Source organism: Micromonospora chalcea (assembly GCF_002926165.1).
Taxonomy (GTDB): domain Bacteria; phylum Actinomycetota; class Actinomycetes; order Mycobacteriales; family Micromonosporaceae; genus Micromonospora; species Micromonospora chalcea.
Genome location: NZ_MAGP01000015.1, coordinates 1 through 13101, shown reverse-complemented (window position 1 = coordinate 13101; position 13101 = coordinate 1). Strand labels below are relative to the sequence as shown.

Here is a 13101-nt window from a genome sequence, read left to right as displayed (position 1 = left end):
GGGGTCAGGGGGTATGGGGGGTCAGGAGGTAGTCGCCGTCTTCTGGGCTCCAGCGCAGCTCGACCGCGCCGCCCGTCGCGGCCGCCTTGCAGAACTGCAGGAAGCTGCGATATCCGAGCTTCTTCTCGCTGAAGTCGGGCCGGGCGCGCCGGAGCTGGTCCTTCAGCCCGGACAGCGCCACCGCGCCGCCCTCGCCGGCCAGGTCCACCACCACTGATCGCAGCAGCCCGAACGCGACGTCCCGGTCGCCCTGTTCCGGGAGCGACACCTCCGGGTCGCCCTTCGCCGGCCCCTCCGCCAGCTCCACCACGTTGCGCGCGGCGAGGTGGCGCGGCAGCTCGCCGAAGGTACGGAAGCCGTAGTCGGACTCGCTGAACGTCGGGTCCTTGCGCAGCAGCGCGCGCTTGAGCGCGGACGCGGTCACGTCACCGCTGGAGCTGCCCTGCATGCCGGCCACCGTCTGCACGAGCTGGACGGCGAGCGTGTCGACGTCCCGGGCCCGCCCCTCCTCGCCCGCAGCGGCTTCCGGCGCGACCTCCGCCACCGGTTCCGCCACCGGCCCGGGCGGCGCCGTCCGGGCCGGACGCGACCGGCGGGCGGACGGCGGCGGCACGTCGACGGCTTCGAGGCGGTCGTAGTAGAGGAACTCGTCGCAGGCCGGCGGCAGCAACGCCGAGGTGGACTTCTCCACCCCCACACCGATCACCCGCTTGTTGAGTTCGCGCAGCTTGTGGACCAGCGGAGTGAAGTCGCTGTCGCCCGTGCAGATCACGAACGTCGAGATGTAGCCGCGTTCGAACGCCAGCTCGACCGCGTCCACAGCCATCTTGATGTCGGCGGCGTTCTTGCGGGAGGCGCCCATCCGTTGCGGGATCTCGATCAGCTCGACGTGCGACCGGGTGAGCATCCGCCGGTCCTCGTCGAAGTACGACCAGTCCGCGTACGCCCGGCGCACCACCACCCGCCCCCGCTCGGCGAGCGCGTCGGCGATCGGCCGGAAGTCGAACGCACCACCACCGTGGTGGTCGCGTACGCCCAGGGCCAGGTTCTCGTAGTCGAGGAACAGCGCGATCCGGTCTTCGTGATCCACACTGGCAGCCTAGCCCGGCCGGACCGCCGCGCCGGTCAGCGCCGCTCGTCGCGGTAGACGGTCTCGCGGCGGGCCAGCCGCTGGATCGCGTAGCTGCTGACCAGGAGCAGCAGCGCCAGCACCACCTCGACGCCGGCCACGGTGCCGCTGGCGACGGTGAGCCCGAGCAGCAGCAGGATGAGCCCGACGACGGCGAGCAGGCCCGCCAGCAGCATGCGGTTACGCCGTCGCGCCGACCGCTGCGCGTCGTCTGCGCTCACGCTGCCCGCCTCTCCCCGCCGGCCCCCTGTGCCGATCGTAGGCGCTCGTCACGGCCCCGGTGGCGGGTTGGCCCCGCCGGCACGGTCCCGGCGGCGAAAGCCACGCCGACACGGCCGGGCGGGCCGACAGCGCGAGGACACCGGCGGGTGGCCGACAACGCGCCCACCCGGCACGGCGGGCGGCACCGCACCGATGTGGCGCGGGGCCGGACGCTCAGGCGTCCGGCCCCGGTCACGGCGGCGGTCAGTGGATCGGCAGCGGCGTCGGCTGCTTGTCCTCGCCCGTCTCGCCGTCGAGCAGGTGCGACGGCTCACGCCGGCGCGGCAGGAAGGCGGCCGGCGGGAAGGTGAGCAGCACCAGCCCGAACGCGACCCAGAACGTGGTCGAGAAGGCGCCCGCGGCGTAGTCGAGCCCTCGCTCGATGAGCGACGGCGGCACCGGGAACTGCTGGATCAGCTCGGGCCGCTGCTGTGCGGCGATGGCGAGCTGGGATTCGGTCAGCGGGGCGCCGGTGCCCGGGTCGGTCACGCCGGGGATGGGCCGCGAGCCGTTCAGCTCGCTGGTGAGGATGACCGACATGATCGCGGCGCCGATCGATCCGCCGATCTGCTGGAGGATGTTGACCAGCGTGGAGCCGCGCGCCACCTCGGCGGCGCTGAGCGTCTTCAGCGCCGAGGTCATGATCGGCATCATCGTGCCGCCCATGCCGAGGCCCATCACGAACAGCGAGCCGCAGAGCAGCCAGTACGAGGTGTCGGTGCCGAGCTGCGTGAAGGTGAAGAACCCGGCCGCGATGAGCACCAGCGCGAAGGGCACCGTCCGGCCGACCGGCACCCGGTCGGCGAGCGTGCCCGCGATCGGCATGGTCAGCATGGCGCCGATGCCCTGCGGCGCGATCAGCAGGCCCGCGGCGAGCGTCGTCTCACCCCGCACCTGCAGGAAGTAGCTCGGGAACAGCAGGCCCGCGCCCATGAACGCGATGATGAACACGAACATGGTGATCGAGGCGATGGTGAGGTTGCGGTTGCGGAACAGCCGCAGGTCGAGCAGCGGATGGCGGGGCCGGAACGAGTAGGCCACGAAGGCGACCACGAGCGCGCCGCCGGCCAGCATCGGCAGCCAGACCTTGGTGTCGGCGATCGTGCCGGTCTCGGGCAGCGTGGAGATGCCGTACAGGAACAGGGCCAGACCCGGCGACAGCATCAGCATGCCGAGGAAGTCGAACGCCTGGGACGGCTCGGCGTTGTCCTTCGGCAGCGCGAGCTGGGCGTAGATCAGCGCGACCACGCCGATCGGCAGGTTGATCAGGAAGATCCAGTGCCAGCTGGCGACGTCGATCAGCCAGCCGCCGAGGATCGGGCCGGTGATCGGGCCGAGCAGCATCGGGATGCCGAGCACTGCCATCAGGCGGCCGATGCGGTGCGGGCCGGCGGCCCGGGTCATGATCGTCATGCCGAGCGGCATGAGCATGCCGCCGCCGAGGCCCTGGACCACACGCCAGGCGATCAGCTCGCCGATCGAGTCGGCGGTGGCGCAGAGCCCGGAGCCGATGGTGAACAGCGCCAGCGCCACCATGTAGAGGCGTTTCGTGCCGAACCGGTCGGCGGCCCAGCCGCTGAGCGGGATCACCGTGGCCAGCGCGAGCGTGTAGCCCGTCATGGTCCACGCGACGCGCGCGTACGAGGCGTCGAACTCGCTCTGGAACGTCGGGAGCGCCACGCTGACGACTGTCACGTCGAGGATCGACATGATCGCGCCGAGCACGACGACGCCGGCCACCTTGAGCACCGCGGCGTCGAGCTTTGTCGACGTCGCGACGGGTTGCTGGGTCACTAACGGTCTCCTGGATCCGGTTCGGCTGCCGAAGGCGGTGGGGGTCGCCACGCACCGTCCGGGCGCGGGCGGAACGCGCGGCGGGGCGACGTCCGGCGGGAAGCCTAACCACGACCGGCGACAGACCGGGGCGGATTTTGCCGACGGACGAGGCGTCCCGGGCCTGCGCACGGCCGTACGGCGGGCCGGCGGCTCACGGAAAAGGGTGGTTGCGCGCCGATTCGTGAACCTCGGCGGGGCTGTGGGCGCTCCGGCGACGTGACGAAGGTCATCACACGTCCGGGCAGCTCGCAGGCCTGCCAGCGCGCTGTTTCAGCCCATCCGGCCCGTCAGTTCGATCTCCGCGGTCCGGGAGCGCTCGATCCGGCGGGCCAGCTCGCGTACCCGCTCGCTGGTGCCGGCGGCGACCTGGGCGCGGGCCAGGTCGGCCGCGGTGCGCTGGTGCCGGCTCAGCACGTCGACCAGCACGCGGTCGGCGTCGGCGGGCGCGGCGGCGCGCAGCCGGGCCAGTCCGGCGGCGGCGTCGCTGTGCCCGGAGTGGTCGTGCCGGGCGGCCGCGGCGGCGGCCGACGGCCCGGCGTCGCGCAGCCATTCGCGCATGGTGGCCAGTTCGTCGGTCTCGGTGGCCCGCACGGCGGCGATCAGCGTGCGGATCCGCGTATCGGTGGCGCGGTCGAGACCGAGCCGCACGATCTCCAGCGTCTGCTCGGTGTGGGCCACCATCATGGCCAGGAACAACGCGTCGATCCCGCTGACCGTGGCGTCCGCGCCGGCCGGGATCGAGTCCGTGGCGGACGGGACCGGCGGGGACGGATCGGCCGCGGGCGGGCCGCCGCAACCGGCCAGGGTCAGCATCACGCCGAGCAGCGCCGCGGACGCGCGGCGGAGCCGGGGACCGGCCGGCTCCGCCGCGCGGGTACGCGGGCTCAGATCTGCTGCCACAGCGCCGGCACGTTCGGCGGCTCCCAGCCGGCGATGGCGGTGTGCGCCTGGCGGCAGCGGTAGCTGCGGCCGTCGTAGGTGACCGTGTCACCGACCTGGTACGCCCGTCCGGCCGTCCACGTGCCGCCCGGCGCCGGCGTGCTGGTCCGGGTGGGCGTGGGCGAGGGCGCGGGGGTGGTCGGCGCCGCCGTCGGCGTGGGCGACGGGGTCGGGTTGCCGCCACCGCCGCCGATCTGCAGGTCGACGCAGGAGTAGAAGGCGTTGGCGGTGTCGGAGATGTTCCAGATGGCGAGCAGTTTCTGCCGGCCGGAGAAGCCGCCGAGGTTGACCGTGTGCGACACGGTCGCGCCGGGCTGACGGCCACCGCCGTCGACCACGGCGACCCGGGTGCCACCGATCCAGTACTCCCAGTTGGCGGTGGCGTGGCGGGCGGTGTTGACCCAGGTGAACGTGACGGTGCTGCCGACCGAGGTGGCCGGCCAGTTGCGGCTGTCGTCGTTGAGGACGGCGAACTGGGCGATGCCGGCGTGGCAGCTGCGCAGGCCCTTGGGGCCCTCGACGCTTTGCGGCTCGTACTTGATCTGGCCGCAGTCGGGCACCCGGTTCTGCGCGCACAGCGCCTGGCGGCTGGGCGGCGAGGAGACGTAGCCGTGGGCCTGCGCGGGCGCGGCGAGCGCCAGCGTGCCGGTCACGGCGCCTGCGGTGAGCAGCGGGAGGGTGATTCTTCGACGCATGGTGGCAACTCCTTCGGGGGGAACGGAAGGTGCCCCGAACATAAATTAAACATTGTTTACAGTAAAGACTCCTGTCTATAAATTAAGCCCTGCACTCCCCGGCGCCGGGCGTATGATCCTCGTCGATGGCTCGCCGCGCGGAGCCGATCGTCGTTCCTGGGCATCCCGCCGCCGCCAGGCGTCCGGGAGGACGACGCAGACCGGGCATCGCCTCGTCGTCCCACTCCCCGGAGGACACCCCCGCATGAGGAGAACCACCGCGTTCGCGGCCAGCCTGCTCCTGCTCGCCACCGCGCTCAGCACCGTCGGCGGACCGGTCGCCGCCGCCGACCCCACCGACCCGGTCACCGTCACCGTGAACACCCGCGCCGGGCTGGCCACGGTCCCGGAGACCGCGCTCGGCGTCAACCACGCCATCTGGGACTCGCAGCTCGGCAGCGCCGAGACGTCCGACCTGCTCAAGGCCGCGGGTGTGAAGATGCTGCGCTACCCCGGCGGCTCGTACGCCGACATCTACCACTGGGAGACGCACACCGCGCCCGGCGGCTACGTCGCGCCGAACACCGACTTCGACACGTTCATGGCCGGCGCCCGCCGCGTCGGCGCCCAGCCGATGATCATCGCGAACTACGGCACCGGCACGCCCGCCGAGGCCGCCGCCTGGGTCCGGTACGCCAACGTCACAAAGGGCTACGGCGCCAAGTGGTGGACCGTCGGGAACGAGAACTACGGCAACGGCCACTACGGCTCGGCCTGGGAGGCCGACGACCACCCGGACAAGAGCGCCGCCCAGTACGCGCGGCTGGTGATCGAGTACGCCGACGCGATGAAGGCGGTCGACCCGAGCATCAAGGTCGGCGCGGTGCTCACCATGCCCGGCAACTGGCCGGACGGGATCACCGCCGGCTCCGACCCGGGCCCGTGGAACCAGACCGTGCTCTCCCTCGCCGGCCCGAAGATCGACTTCGTGGACGTGCACTGGTACCCGGGCGGCAACGCCGCCGACTCGCTGGCCCGGACCAACCACCTGCCCGACGCGGCCTGGCTGCTGCGCCAGCAGATCGCCAGGTACGCCGGTCCCGGCGCGGACCGGATCGGGATCAGCTTCACCGAGCTGAACGTGGACGCCGGCCGCACCACCGCGCCCGGCGCGCTGTTCCTGGCCGACGCCTACAGCGGCCTGCTGGAGCAGGGCGTCTTCACGGTGCAGTGGTGGAACGTGCACAACGGCATCGGCACCGTCTCCGAGGTGGCCGGGCAGACCGACTACGGCGACTTCGGGCTGCTGTCCAGCGGCAACTGCACCAGCGGCGGTGAGGTGTGTCAGCCGGCGTTCAACACCCCGTTCGCGCCGTACCACGCGCTGTCCATGATGAACCTGTTCGCCCGGCCCGGTGACCAGCCCGTCCGCGCCGGGACCGACGAGCCGCTGGTCGCCGCGCACGCGGTCCGGCGGCCGGACGGCAGCGTCGCGGTGCTGCTGCTCAACAAGGACCCGGACAACGCCCACCCGGTGGCGCTCGACTACGCCGGTTTCACCCCGGCCGACGAGGCCCCGACAGTGCACACGCTCGCCAACGGCGCGACCGGGATCAGCACCGGCCGCTCGGGCAGCGCCACCGTGCGCACGCTGCCGCCGTACTCGCTGACCACGCTCGTGCTGCGACCGGCCGGCAGCTCGGCCGGGCGGCCCGGCGCCCCGGGCCGGCCGACGGCGGGCGCGGTGACCGACCGTGCGGCGACCATCTCCTGGCCGACGGCCACGCCGGGCGCGTCCCCGATCGCCAAGTACGAGGTGCACCGGCAGTACGGCGCGGTGAGCGAGCAGCTCGGTGAGACCGCCGGCACGTCGCTCACGGTCGGCAACCTCGAACCGGGCGCCCGCTACACGGTCAACGTGCTGGCCCGGGACACCGCCGGGCGGGTCTCCTGGTCGTCCCCGCCGCTGACCTTCGCCACCGGCAGCCCCGCCGAGAGCTCCTGCGCGGTGCGGTTCAACGACGACAACGACTGGGGCAACGGGTACGTGGCGAACGTCGAGGTGATCAACACCGGCGCGAAGGCCGTCGACGGCTGGACGCTGACCTGGACCTGGCCGACCGACTGGCAGCAGGTGAGCAGCGGGTGGAGCGCCACCTGGGACCAGCAGGGCCGCAACGTCCGGGTGACGCCCACCGCCGACAACCGGCGGCTCGCCGCCGACGGCGGGAGCACGACCGTCGGGTTCGTCGGCGCGTACAGCGGGCCGAACGTGCCGCCGGGCGCGTTCCGCCTCAACGGGACGGTCTGCACGCTGCGCTGACCGGCCCTCAGCCCCGCCCGGGAGGGCGCAGCCGCGCGTCGGCCGCCGCCGGGACCCGCGGGTTCCGGTGGTGGCCGGCGCGGCGCGGCGCCGGCACCACGTGCGGACGCACCGGTCCGGCTGCCTCGACGAGCGCGGGCCGGTCCGGCGCGGGCCGGGGCAGCACGGCCAGGATCGCCACGAGCAGCGCGACCGAGACGAGCCCGTCGAGCCAGTAGTGGTTGCCGGTGACCACCACCACGAGCGCTGTCGCCAGGGGGTGGAGCAGCCAGAGCCAGCGGCGGCGTCCCGCGGTGACCGCCATCAGCGCCAGCGCGATCGCCAGCGCCCAGCCCACGTGCAGCGACGGCATGGCCGCGTACTGGTTGCTGAGCTGGTCGGTGTCGGGCGGTCCGTAGACGCTCGGGCCGAACAGGGTGCCGGTGTCGACCAGACCGGTGAGCTCGGTCAGCCGGGGCGGCGCGAGCGGGACGCACACGTGCAGCACCAGCGCCACCGCGGTCAGCGCCGCCAGGGCGCGCCGCAGCCGCAGGTAGTGGGCCGGGCGGCGCAGCCAGAGCCAGACCAGGCAGAGCACGGTGGCCGGGAAGTGGACGAAGGCGTAGTAGCTGTTCGCCAGCCGCATCAGGATCTCGTGCGACAGCAGCGGCCCCTGCACCGCCGCCTCGGCGGGCAGGCGCAGCAGCCGCTCCAGCCGCCAGATCCACTCGCCGTTGGCGAGCGCCACCTCGGCGTGGTCGGCCACCACCTGCCGGCCCGCCTTGTAGGCGAGGAAGAGCACGGCGACGAGCGCCAGCTCACGCGCGGCCCGCCGCCATGCGGCCAGGCGCGGCGGCGCGGCCCGCGTGATGTCCACGACTCCTCCTTCGGTGCCTCCCGGCACGGATCAGGGCCGCCGCCGGGGTCGGCGACGGCCCTGGGGGTACGGGCTCAGCGGCGGGCGCGTTCCTCCCGCCCGGCCGAGTCCACGCTCACCTCGTCGAAGGCGGGCGCGCCGTCGACGGCGTCCGCTCCCACCGCCACCGACCGGCCGGTGTCCGGCAGGTCGAGGCTGGAACGCAGGGTGACCGGGCGCAGCAGCAGCGCCGCCACGATACCCACCACCGCGATGGCGGCCGAGATCAGGAAGATGTGCCCCGTTGCGTCCCCGTACGCGGCCCGCACGATCTGCCGTACCGGCTCGGGCAGCGCGTCGAGGTTGAGCGTGCTGCCGCCGCCTCCGCCTGAGGCGGGGATGCCGGCCGCGGCGAGGTCGTGAGTGATCCGGTCGCTGACGCGGCGAGCGAGCACCGCGCCGAGCACCGACACGCCGATGGTGCCGCCGAGCGAGCGGAAGAACGCGACGCTGGCGCTGGCCGCGCCGATGTCCTTGAGCGCGACCGTGTTCTGCACCGCGAGCACCAGGTTCTGCATGGTCATGCCGACGCCGACGCCGACGATGAACATCGCGAGGCCGACGAAGACCAGCGACGTCTCGTGGTCGATGGTGCCGAGCATGGCGAACCCGACGACCAGCACGACCGCGCCGAACACGATGTACGGCTTGATCTTCCCGGTGGCCGTGATCATCCGGCCGGCCACGATCGAGGAGATCAACACGCCGACCATCATCGGGATGGTCAGCAGACCGGCCTCGGTCGGGCTGTAGCCGCGGCCGATCTGGAAGTACTGGCCGAGGAAGACCGCGCCGCCGAACATCGCCATGCCGACCGCGAGGCTGCCCAGGATCGCCAGGGCGGTGGTGCGCTCCCGGACGATGTGCAGCGGCACCACCGGCTCGGCGGCCCGCGCCTCCACCCAGACCGCAAGCGCGAGCAGCAGCACCGCGCCGCCGACCATGGCCCCGGTCTGCCAGGAGGCCCAGGCGAACGAGTCGTCGACGAACGAGATCCAGATCAGCAGCACGCTGACGCCGGCGGCGATGAGCGTGGCGCCCAGATAGTCGATCTTGACGTTCTTCCGGCGCACGGTGGGCAGGTTCAGGGTGACCTGGAGCAGGAACAGCGCGACCACCGCGACCGGTACGCCGACGAAGAAGCACCAGCGCCAGCCGAGCCAGGAGGTGTCCACGATCAGGCCGCCCAGCAGCGGGCAGGCGACGGTGGCCAGCGCCATGACGCCGCCCAGGTAGCCGTTGTAGCGGCCCCGCTCACGCGGCGGGATCATGGCCGCGATGGCGACCTGGACCAGCGCCTGGAGACCGCCGACGCCGATGCCCTGGAACGCGCGGGCGGCGATGAGCTGCCCGGCGCTCTGCGCGAAGCCGGCCGCGATCGACCCGACCAGGAACACCACGATGGCGATCTGGATCAGCAGCTTCTTGTTGAACAGGTCGGCCAGCTTGCCCCAGATCGGGGTGGTCGCGGTCGCGGTGAGCAGGGTGGCGGTGACCACCCAGGTGTACTGCGTCTGCGATCCGTTCAGCGCTCCGATGATCTTCGGCAGGGCCGTCGAGACCACGGTGCTGCTCAGCATGGCCACGAAGAGCACGAGCAGCAGACCGCTGAGCGCCTCCAGCGTCTTCCGCTTGCTCATCGGGGCGGCCTCAGCCGTCACGGTGGGTGCGCTCATGCGCGCGTCCTCCAGATGTGTCGATGCGGGTTGGCCGCTTCGTTGCCTCAAGCAATCAACACTAAACCTTGCCCGTCGGGCAACTTTGCCCATTGAGAAATGGGTCACCTAGGCTTGTCGCATGGAGGAGTGCACCGGGCTGCGCGAGCGGAAGAAGGCGGCCACGCGGCAGGCGCTGCACGAGGCGGCGCTGTCGCTCGCCGTCGAGCACGGCCCCGACCGGATCACCGTCGAGGCGATCGCCGACGCCGCGAACGTCTCCCGGCGCACGTTCTCCAACTACTTCAGCGGCAAGGAGGAGGCCCTCTTCCACGGCGACACGCTGCGGCTGCGCCGGCTCCTCGCGCTGGTCGCGCAACAACCGCCGCAGCTGCCACCGTGGGCCGCGCTGACCCGGGCCGCCCTGGCCCAGGCCGAGGACGGTTACGACGACCCGGCCGAGCCCTGGCTCAACCGGCGCCGGCGACTGCACGGTCACCCGAGCCTGGCCGCCCACCAGGTCGCCGCGTACGCGGCGCTGGAGCGCGAGATGGCCGCGGAGCTGGCCCGCCGGCTGACCGGACCGGACGCGGCGCTGCGGGCCCGGATCATCGCCGCGACGTTCCTCGCGTCCCTGCGGATTGCCGCCCACGAGTGGCTGGAGCGCCCCGGGCGCCCGTTGCGCGACGTGCTGCGCGACGTGCTCGCCCTGGCCGCCCCGGCTGCCGGCTGAGCACTCCCCCGCCCGCCGCCCGGTCGGACCGGTGGAATGGCCGGCGAAAGCGGCACCCTGCCTGACCTGGGCTGACAGACTCGCCCGGTGGGTGGCGACCGGTGGCGCAAGGGGCTCGGGCCGGCGACCGGCGTCGCCCCCGCCACCCGGGTCGACCGGTTCGAGATCTTCTTCGACCTCGTCTTCGTGGTGTCCTTCTTCATCATCACGCGGGCCACCGCCGCCAACGTGACCCCCGGGGAACTGCTGCACGCGCTGCTGGTGCTCGCCGTGCTGTGGTGGTGCTGGGTGGTGCACAGCGCGGTGGCCGCCCGGCTGCGCCTCGGCGAGGGCTTCGTGCCGATCCTCATGGTGGTCGGCATGATCGCGCTGTTCACGTTCGCGCTCGCGTTGCCGCAGACGTTCGGCGACCTGCAACAGGGCAGCGCCGGGCCGATCCTGGTCACGATCAGCTATGTGGTGATCCGGGCCGTGCACACCGCGCTGTACTGGTACGCCACGCGCGACGACCCGCCGGCCCGGCACAAGCTGCGGCTGTTCCTGCCCGAGGCGCTGGTCACCGCCACCCTGCTGCTGGTGGCGGCGCTGCTGCCGCCGCGAGTGTCCCCGGAGGTCGGCCCGTGGCTGCGCGACGGACTGTGGATCGCCGTGGTGGCCATCCAGTACAGCAGTGGTCTGCTGGCCGGCACCGACGGCTGGAAGATCACCTCGGCCGAGCACTGGACCGAGCGGTACGACCTGATCCTGATCATCGCGCTCGGCGAGTCGGTCATCTCGGTCGGCGTGGGCGGCAACCTGCTCGGCCAGCCGGTGACCTGGCCGGCGATCCCGGCGGCGATCTTCGGCATCCTGTTCACCGCCGCGCTCTGGTGGGCGCACTTCGACATGATCGGCCCGGCCGCCCGGATCGCGCTGCACGCCACCCAGGGTCACGCGCGGGTGGCGCTGGCCCGCGACGCGTACGCCTACCTCTACCTGCCCATGATCGCCGGGGTGATCCTGTTCGCGATCGGCGCCGAGGAACTGGTCCGCATCGTCACCGACCCGGCCGGCGGCCCGATGGAGCGCGGCCACGGCCCGGCGGTGCCGCTGCTCTTCGGTGGCGTGCTCGTCTACTTCGCCGCGAACATGGCGTTCCAGTGGCGCGCGCTGCGGACGCTGTCCTGGACCCGGGTCGGCGCCGTGGTCCTGCTCGCCGTGGCGCTGCCGGTCGGGCGGCACCTGCCGGCGCTCGGCGCGCTGGGTCTGCTCACCGCGATCTGCGTGGCGCTCGTGGCGGCCGAGCTGGTGATCTTCGCCGATTCCCGGATCGCGTTGCGCGGCTCATGCACGAGGAGAAGTCGAGCGCCGAGGAGAGCGAGGCCGCCTGGCGGGCCCGCTGGCACGACGGCGGCGACAGCGCCCCGCACCGACCTTGACACAGGCCCTAGAGTCTCCGCGTGATCGAGATCGTCACCGAGGTCGACCTGTTCCACCCGCCCGCCCGGACCTGGCGGGCGTTGACGGAACGCGCGCTGCTGGCCAAGTGGTTCACCGACAGCGCGCCCGGGTCCGACCGGTGGATCCTCGCCACCGCCGCGCTGCCCGGCTACGACACCGACACCGAGGTCGAGACCGTCGAGCTGCGCGCGCCGCACCGGCTGGTCGTCCGCTGCCGGGACGCCGACCGGGCCACCCGCCTGGCCTGCGACCTGGCTCCCACCGCACACGGCACCCGGCTGTCCGTACGCGAGGTGCTCGAAGAGGGCGACTGGGACGCCGACGCCCGCGCCGAGCAGCACGAGCAGGCGGTCACCGGACGGCTGCCGGCCATTCTGGACTGGCTGGCGTTCCAGAACGTGGACCTGCGCCGGGCCGAGGGCGGGCTGACCGCCGAACTGCCTGTGGTCCGGCTGCTCGGCGACGAACCCCGCCGGCCCGGACGGCGCCGGGCGCTGCTCGCGGCGGGCGCGGTCACGCTGCTGGCCGCGGCAGCCGGAGCAACGGTATGGACCACCGGCGACGAGCCGCCCGCCCCGGCTGCGCCGGCCCCCACGACGTCACTCGTCATGCCGTCCACCGCGACGCCCTCCGCGCGCCCCACGACCGCGCGGCCCACGCCCAGCGCCAGCCGCCGCAGCGAGTCGCCCTCGCCGACGCCGTCACCCACCCCCAGCCGTACGACGAGCGCGACGCCCTCGACCGTGGCGTCGACGCCGCTGAGCGCCACCTACGAGACGGTGAACGACCGGATCTTCGGCTACCGGGGCGAGGTGGTGCTGCGCAATCCCGGCCCGTCACCGCGTCCGGGCTGGACGGTCACCGTGACGCTGCACGAGGGCGCCACTGTGGGCAGTGTCAGCGGAGCCGAGGCCACCCAGGACGGCACAGTGGTCACCTTCACCGGGGGCGCGTTGCCGGGCGGCGAGTCCGCCACCATCCGCTTCGACGTACGCGACCCGGACCCCCAGCACGACGCCCCCGTCGCGTGCACCGCCGACAACACCCCCTGCACCCCCGCCTGACGCCCCCATCCCTCTCCCCTCCCCCTTCCACCCCGTTGATCCTGAAGTTGGGCCGCGGATTTGTCCGCATTGGACGCGGTCAACTTCATGATCGTCGCGTCCTTGGCGGGCGAGTGGGTGCCGCGCTGATTCGGTGGGTGCGGAAATGGGTT

General features: G+C 72.8%; 10 protein-coding genes and 1 pseudogene. 4 read left to right on the top strand and 7 right to left on the bottom strand.

The features are described 5' to 3' along the window. Nucleotides 1-4: 4 nt before the first annotated feature. The 5 genes from BAW75_RS03120 to BAW75_RS03100 form a co-directional block, all read right to left on the bottom strand. Nucleotides 5-1090, bottom strand: coding sequence for a PIN domain-containing protein (locus BAW75_RS03120; RefSeq protein ID WP_104112559.1), 1086 nt, complete (start codon nucleotides 1088-1090; stop codon nucleotides 5-7). Nucleotides 1091-1125: 35 nt separating this feature from the next. Next, complete coding sequence (locus BAW75_RS03115; RefSeq protein ID WP_064446063.1) at nucleotides 1126-1350, bottom strand: DUF3040 domain-containing protein; 225 nt, start codon at nucleotides 1348-1350, stop codon at nucleotides 1126-1128. Nucleotides 1351-1594: 244 nt separating this feature from the next. After that, entirely contained in the window at nucleotides 1595-3184 is a 1590-nt protein-coding gene (locus BAW75_RS03110; RefSeq protein ID WP_104112558.1) for a DHA2 family efflux MFS transporter permease subunit, read from the bottom strand. 312 nt (nucleotides 3185-3496) lie between these two features. Further along, on the bottom strand, nucleotides 3497-4126 hold the full coding sequence (locus tag BAW75_RS03105; RefSeq protein WP_104112557.1) for a DUF305 domain-containing protein: 630 nt from the start codon (nucleotides 4124-4126) through the stop codon (nucleotides 3497-3499). Continuing rightward, entirely contained in the window at nucleotides 4111-4860 is a 750-nt protein-coding gene (locus BAW75_RS03100) for a lytic polysaccharide monooxygenase (protein ID WP_043324278.1), read from the bottom strand. Before BAW75_RS03100 ends, BAW75_RS03105 begins: the two co-directional genes overlap by 16 nt. A gap of 244 nt (nucleotides 4861-5104) precedes the next feature. Here BAW75_RS03100 and BAW75_RS03095 point away from each other — a divergent pair, with 244 nt between their 5' ends. Further along, complete coding sequence (locus tag BAW75_RS03095; protein ID WP_104112556.1) at nucleotides 5105-7162, top strand: cellulose binding domain-containing protein; 2058 nt, start codon at nucleotides 5105-5107, stop codon at nucleotides 7160-7162. Nucleotides 7163-7169: 7 nt separating this feature from the next. Here the strand turns inward: BAW75_RS03095 and BAW75_RS03090 are convergent, their stop codons facing one another. Together BAW75_RS03090 and BAW75_RS03085 are read right to left on the bottom strand one after the other, a co-directional pair. Next, the gene (locus tag BAW75_RS03090; RefSeq protein WP_104112555.1) at nucleotides 7170-8018 is read right to left on the bottom strand and encodes a phosphatase PAP2 family protein; all 849 of its coding nucleotides are present in this window, start codon (nucleotides 8016-8018) and stop codon (nucleotides 7170-7172) included. Between the two features lie 74 nt (nucleotides 8019-8092). After that, complete coding sequence (locus tag BAW75_RS03085) at nucleotides 8093-9733, bottom strand: MDR family MFS transporter (RefSeq protein WP_104112554.1); 1641 nt, start codon at nucleotides 9731-9733, stop codon at nucleotides 8093-8095. Between the two features lie 121 nt (nucleotides 9734-9854). Here BAW75_RS03085 and BAW75_RS03080 point away from each other — a divergent pair, with 121 nt between their 5' ends. From BAW75_RS03080 to BAW75_RS03070, 3 genes and pseudogenes are all read left to right on the top strand, one after another. Continuing rightward, a complete protein-coding gene (locus tag BAW75_RS03080; protein ID WP_104112553.1) occupies nucleotides 9855-10445 on the top strand; it encodes a TetR/AcrR family transcriptional regulator in 591 nt (196 codons plus the stop codon). 87 nt (nucleotides 10446-10532) lie between these two features. Next, a pseudogene (locus tag BAW75_RS03075) lies at nucleotides 10533-11863 on the top strand (low temperature requirement protein A). A 21-nt stretch (nucleotides 11864-11884) separates the two neighbouring features. Beyond that, nucleotides 11885-12949, top strand: coding sequence for an SRPBCC domain-containing protein (locus tag BAW75_RS03070; RefSeq protein ID WP_104112552.1), 1065 nt, complete (start codon nucleotides 11885-11887; stop codon nucleotides 12947-12949). Nucleotides 12950-13101 lie beyond the last annotated feature (152 nt).

What these genes read in the sequence shown, in the direction of transcription:
- BAW75_RS03100 (WP_043324278.1), bottom strand. Translation starts at nt 4,860, where the DNA reads ATGCGTCGAAGAATCACCCTCCCGCTGCTCACCGCAGGCGCCGTGACC.
- BAW75_RS03095 (WP_104112556.1), top strand. Translation starts at nt 5,105, where the DNA reads ATGAGGAGAACCACCGCGTTCGCGGCCAGCCTGCTCCTGCTCGCCACC.
- BAW75_RS03085 (WP_104112554.1), bottom strand. Translation starts at nt 9,733, where the DNA reads ATGAGCGCACCCACCGTGACGGCTGAGGCCGCCCCGATGAGCAAGCGG.
- BAW75_RS03080 (WP_104112553.1), top strand. Translation starts at nt 9,855, where the DNA reads ATGGAGGAGTGCACCGGGCTGCGCGAGCGGAAGAAGGCGGCCACGCGG.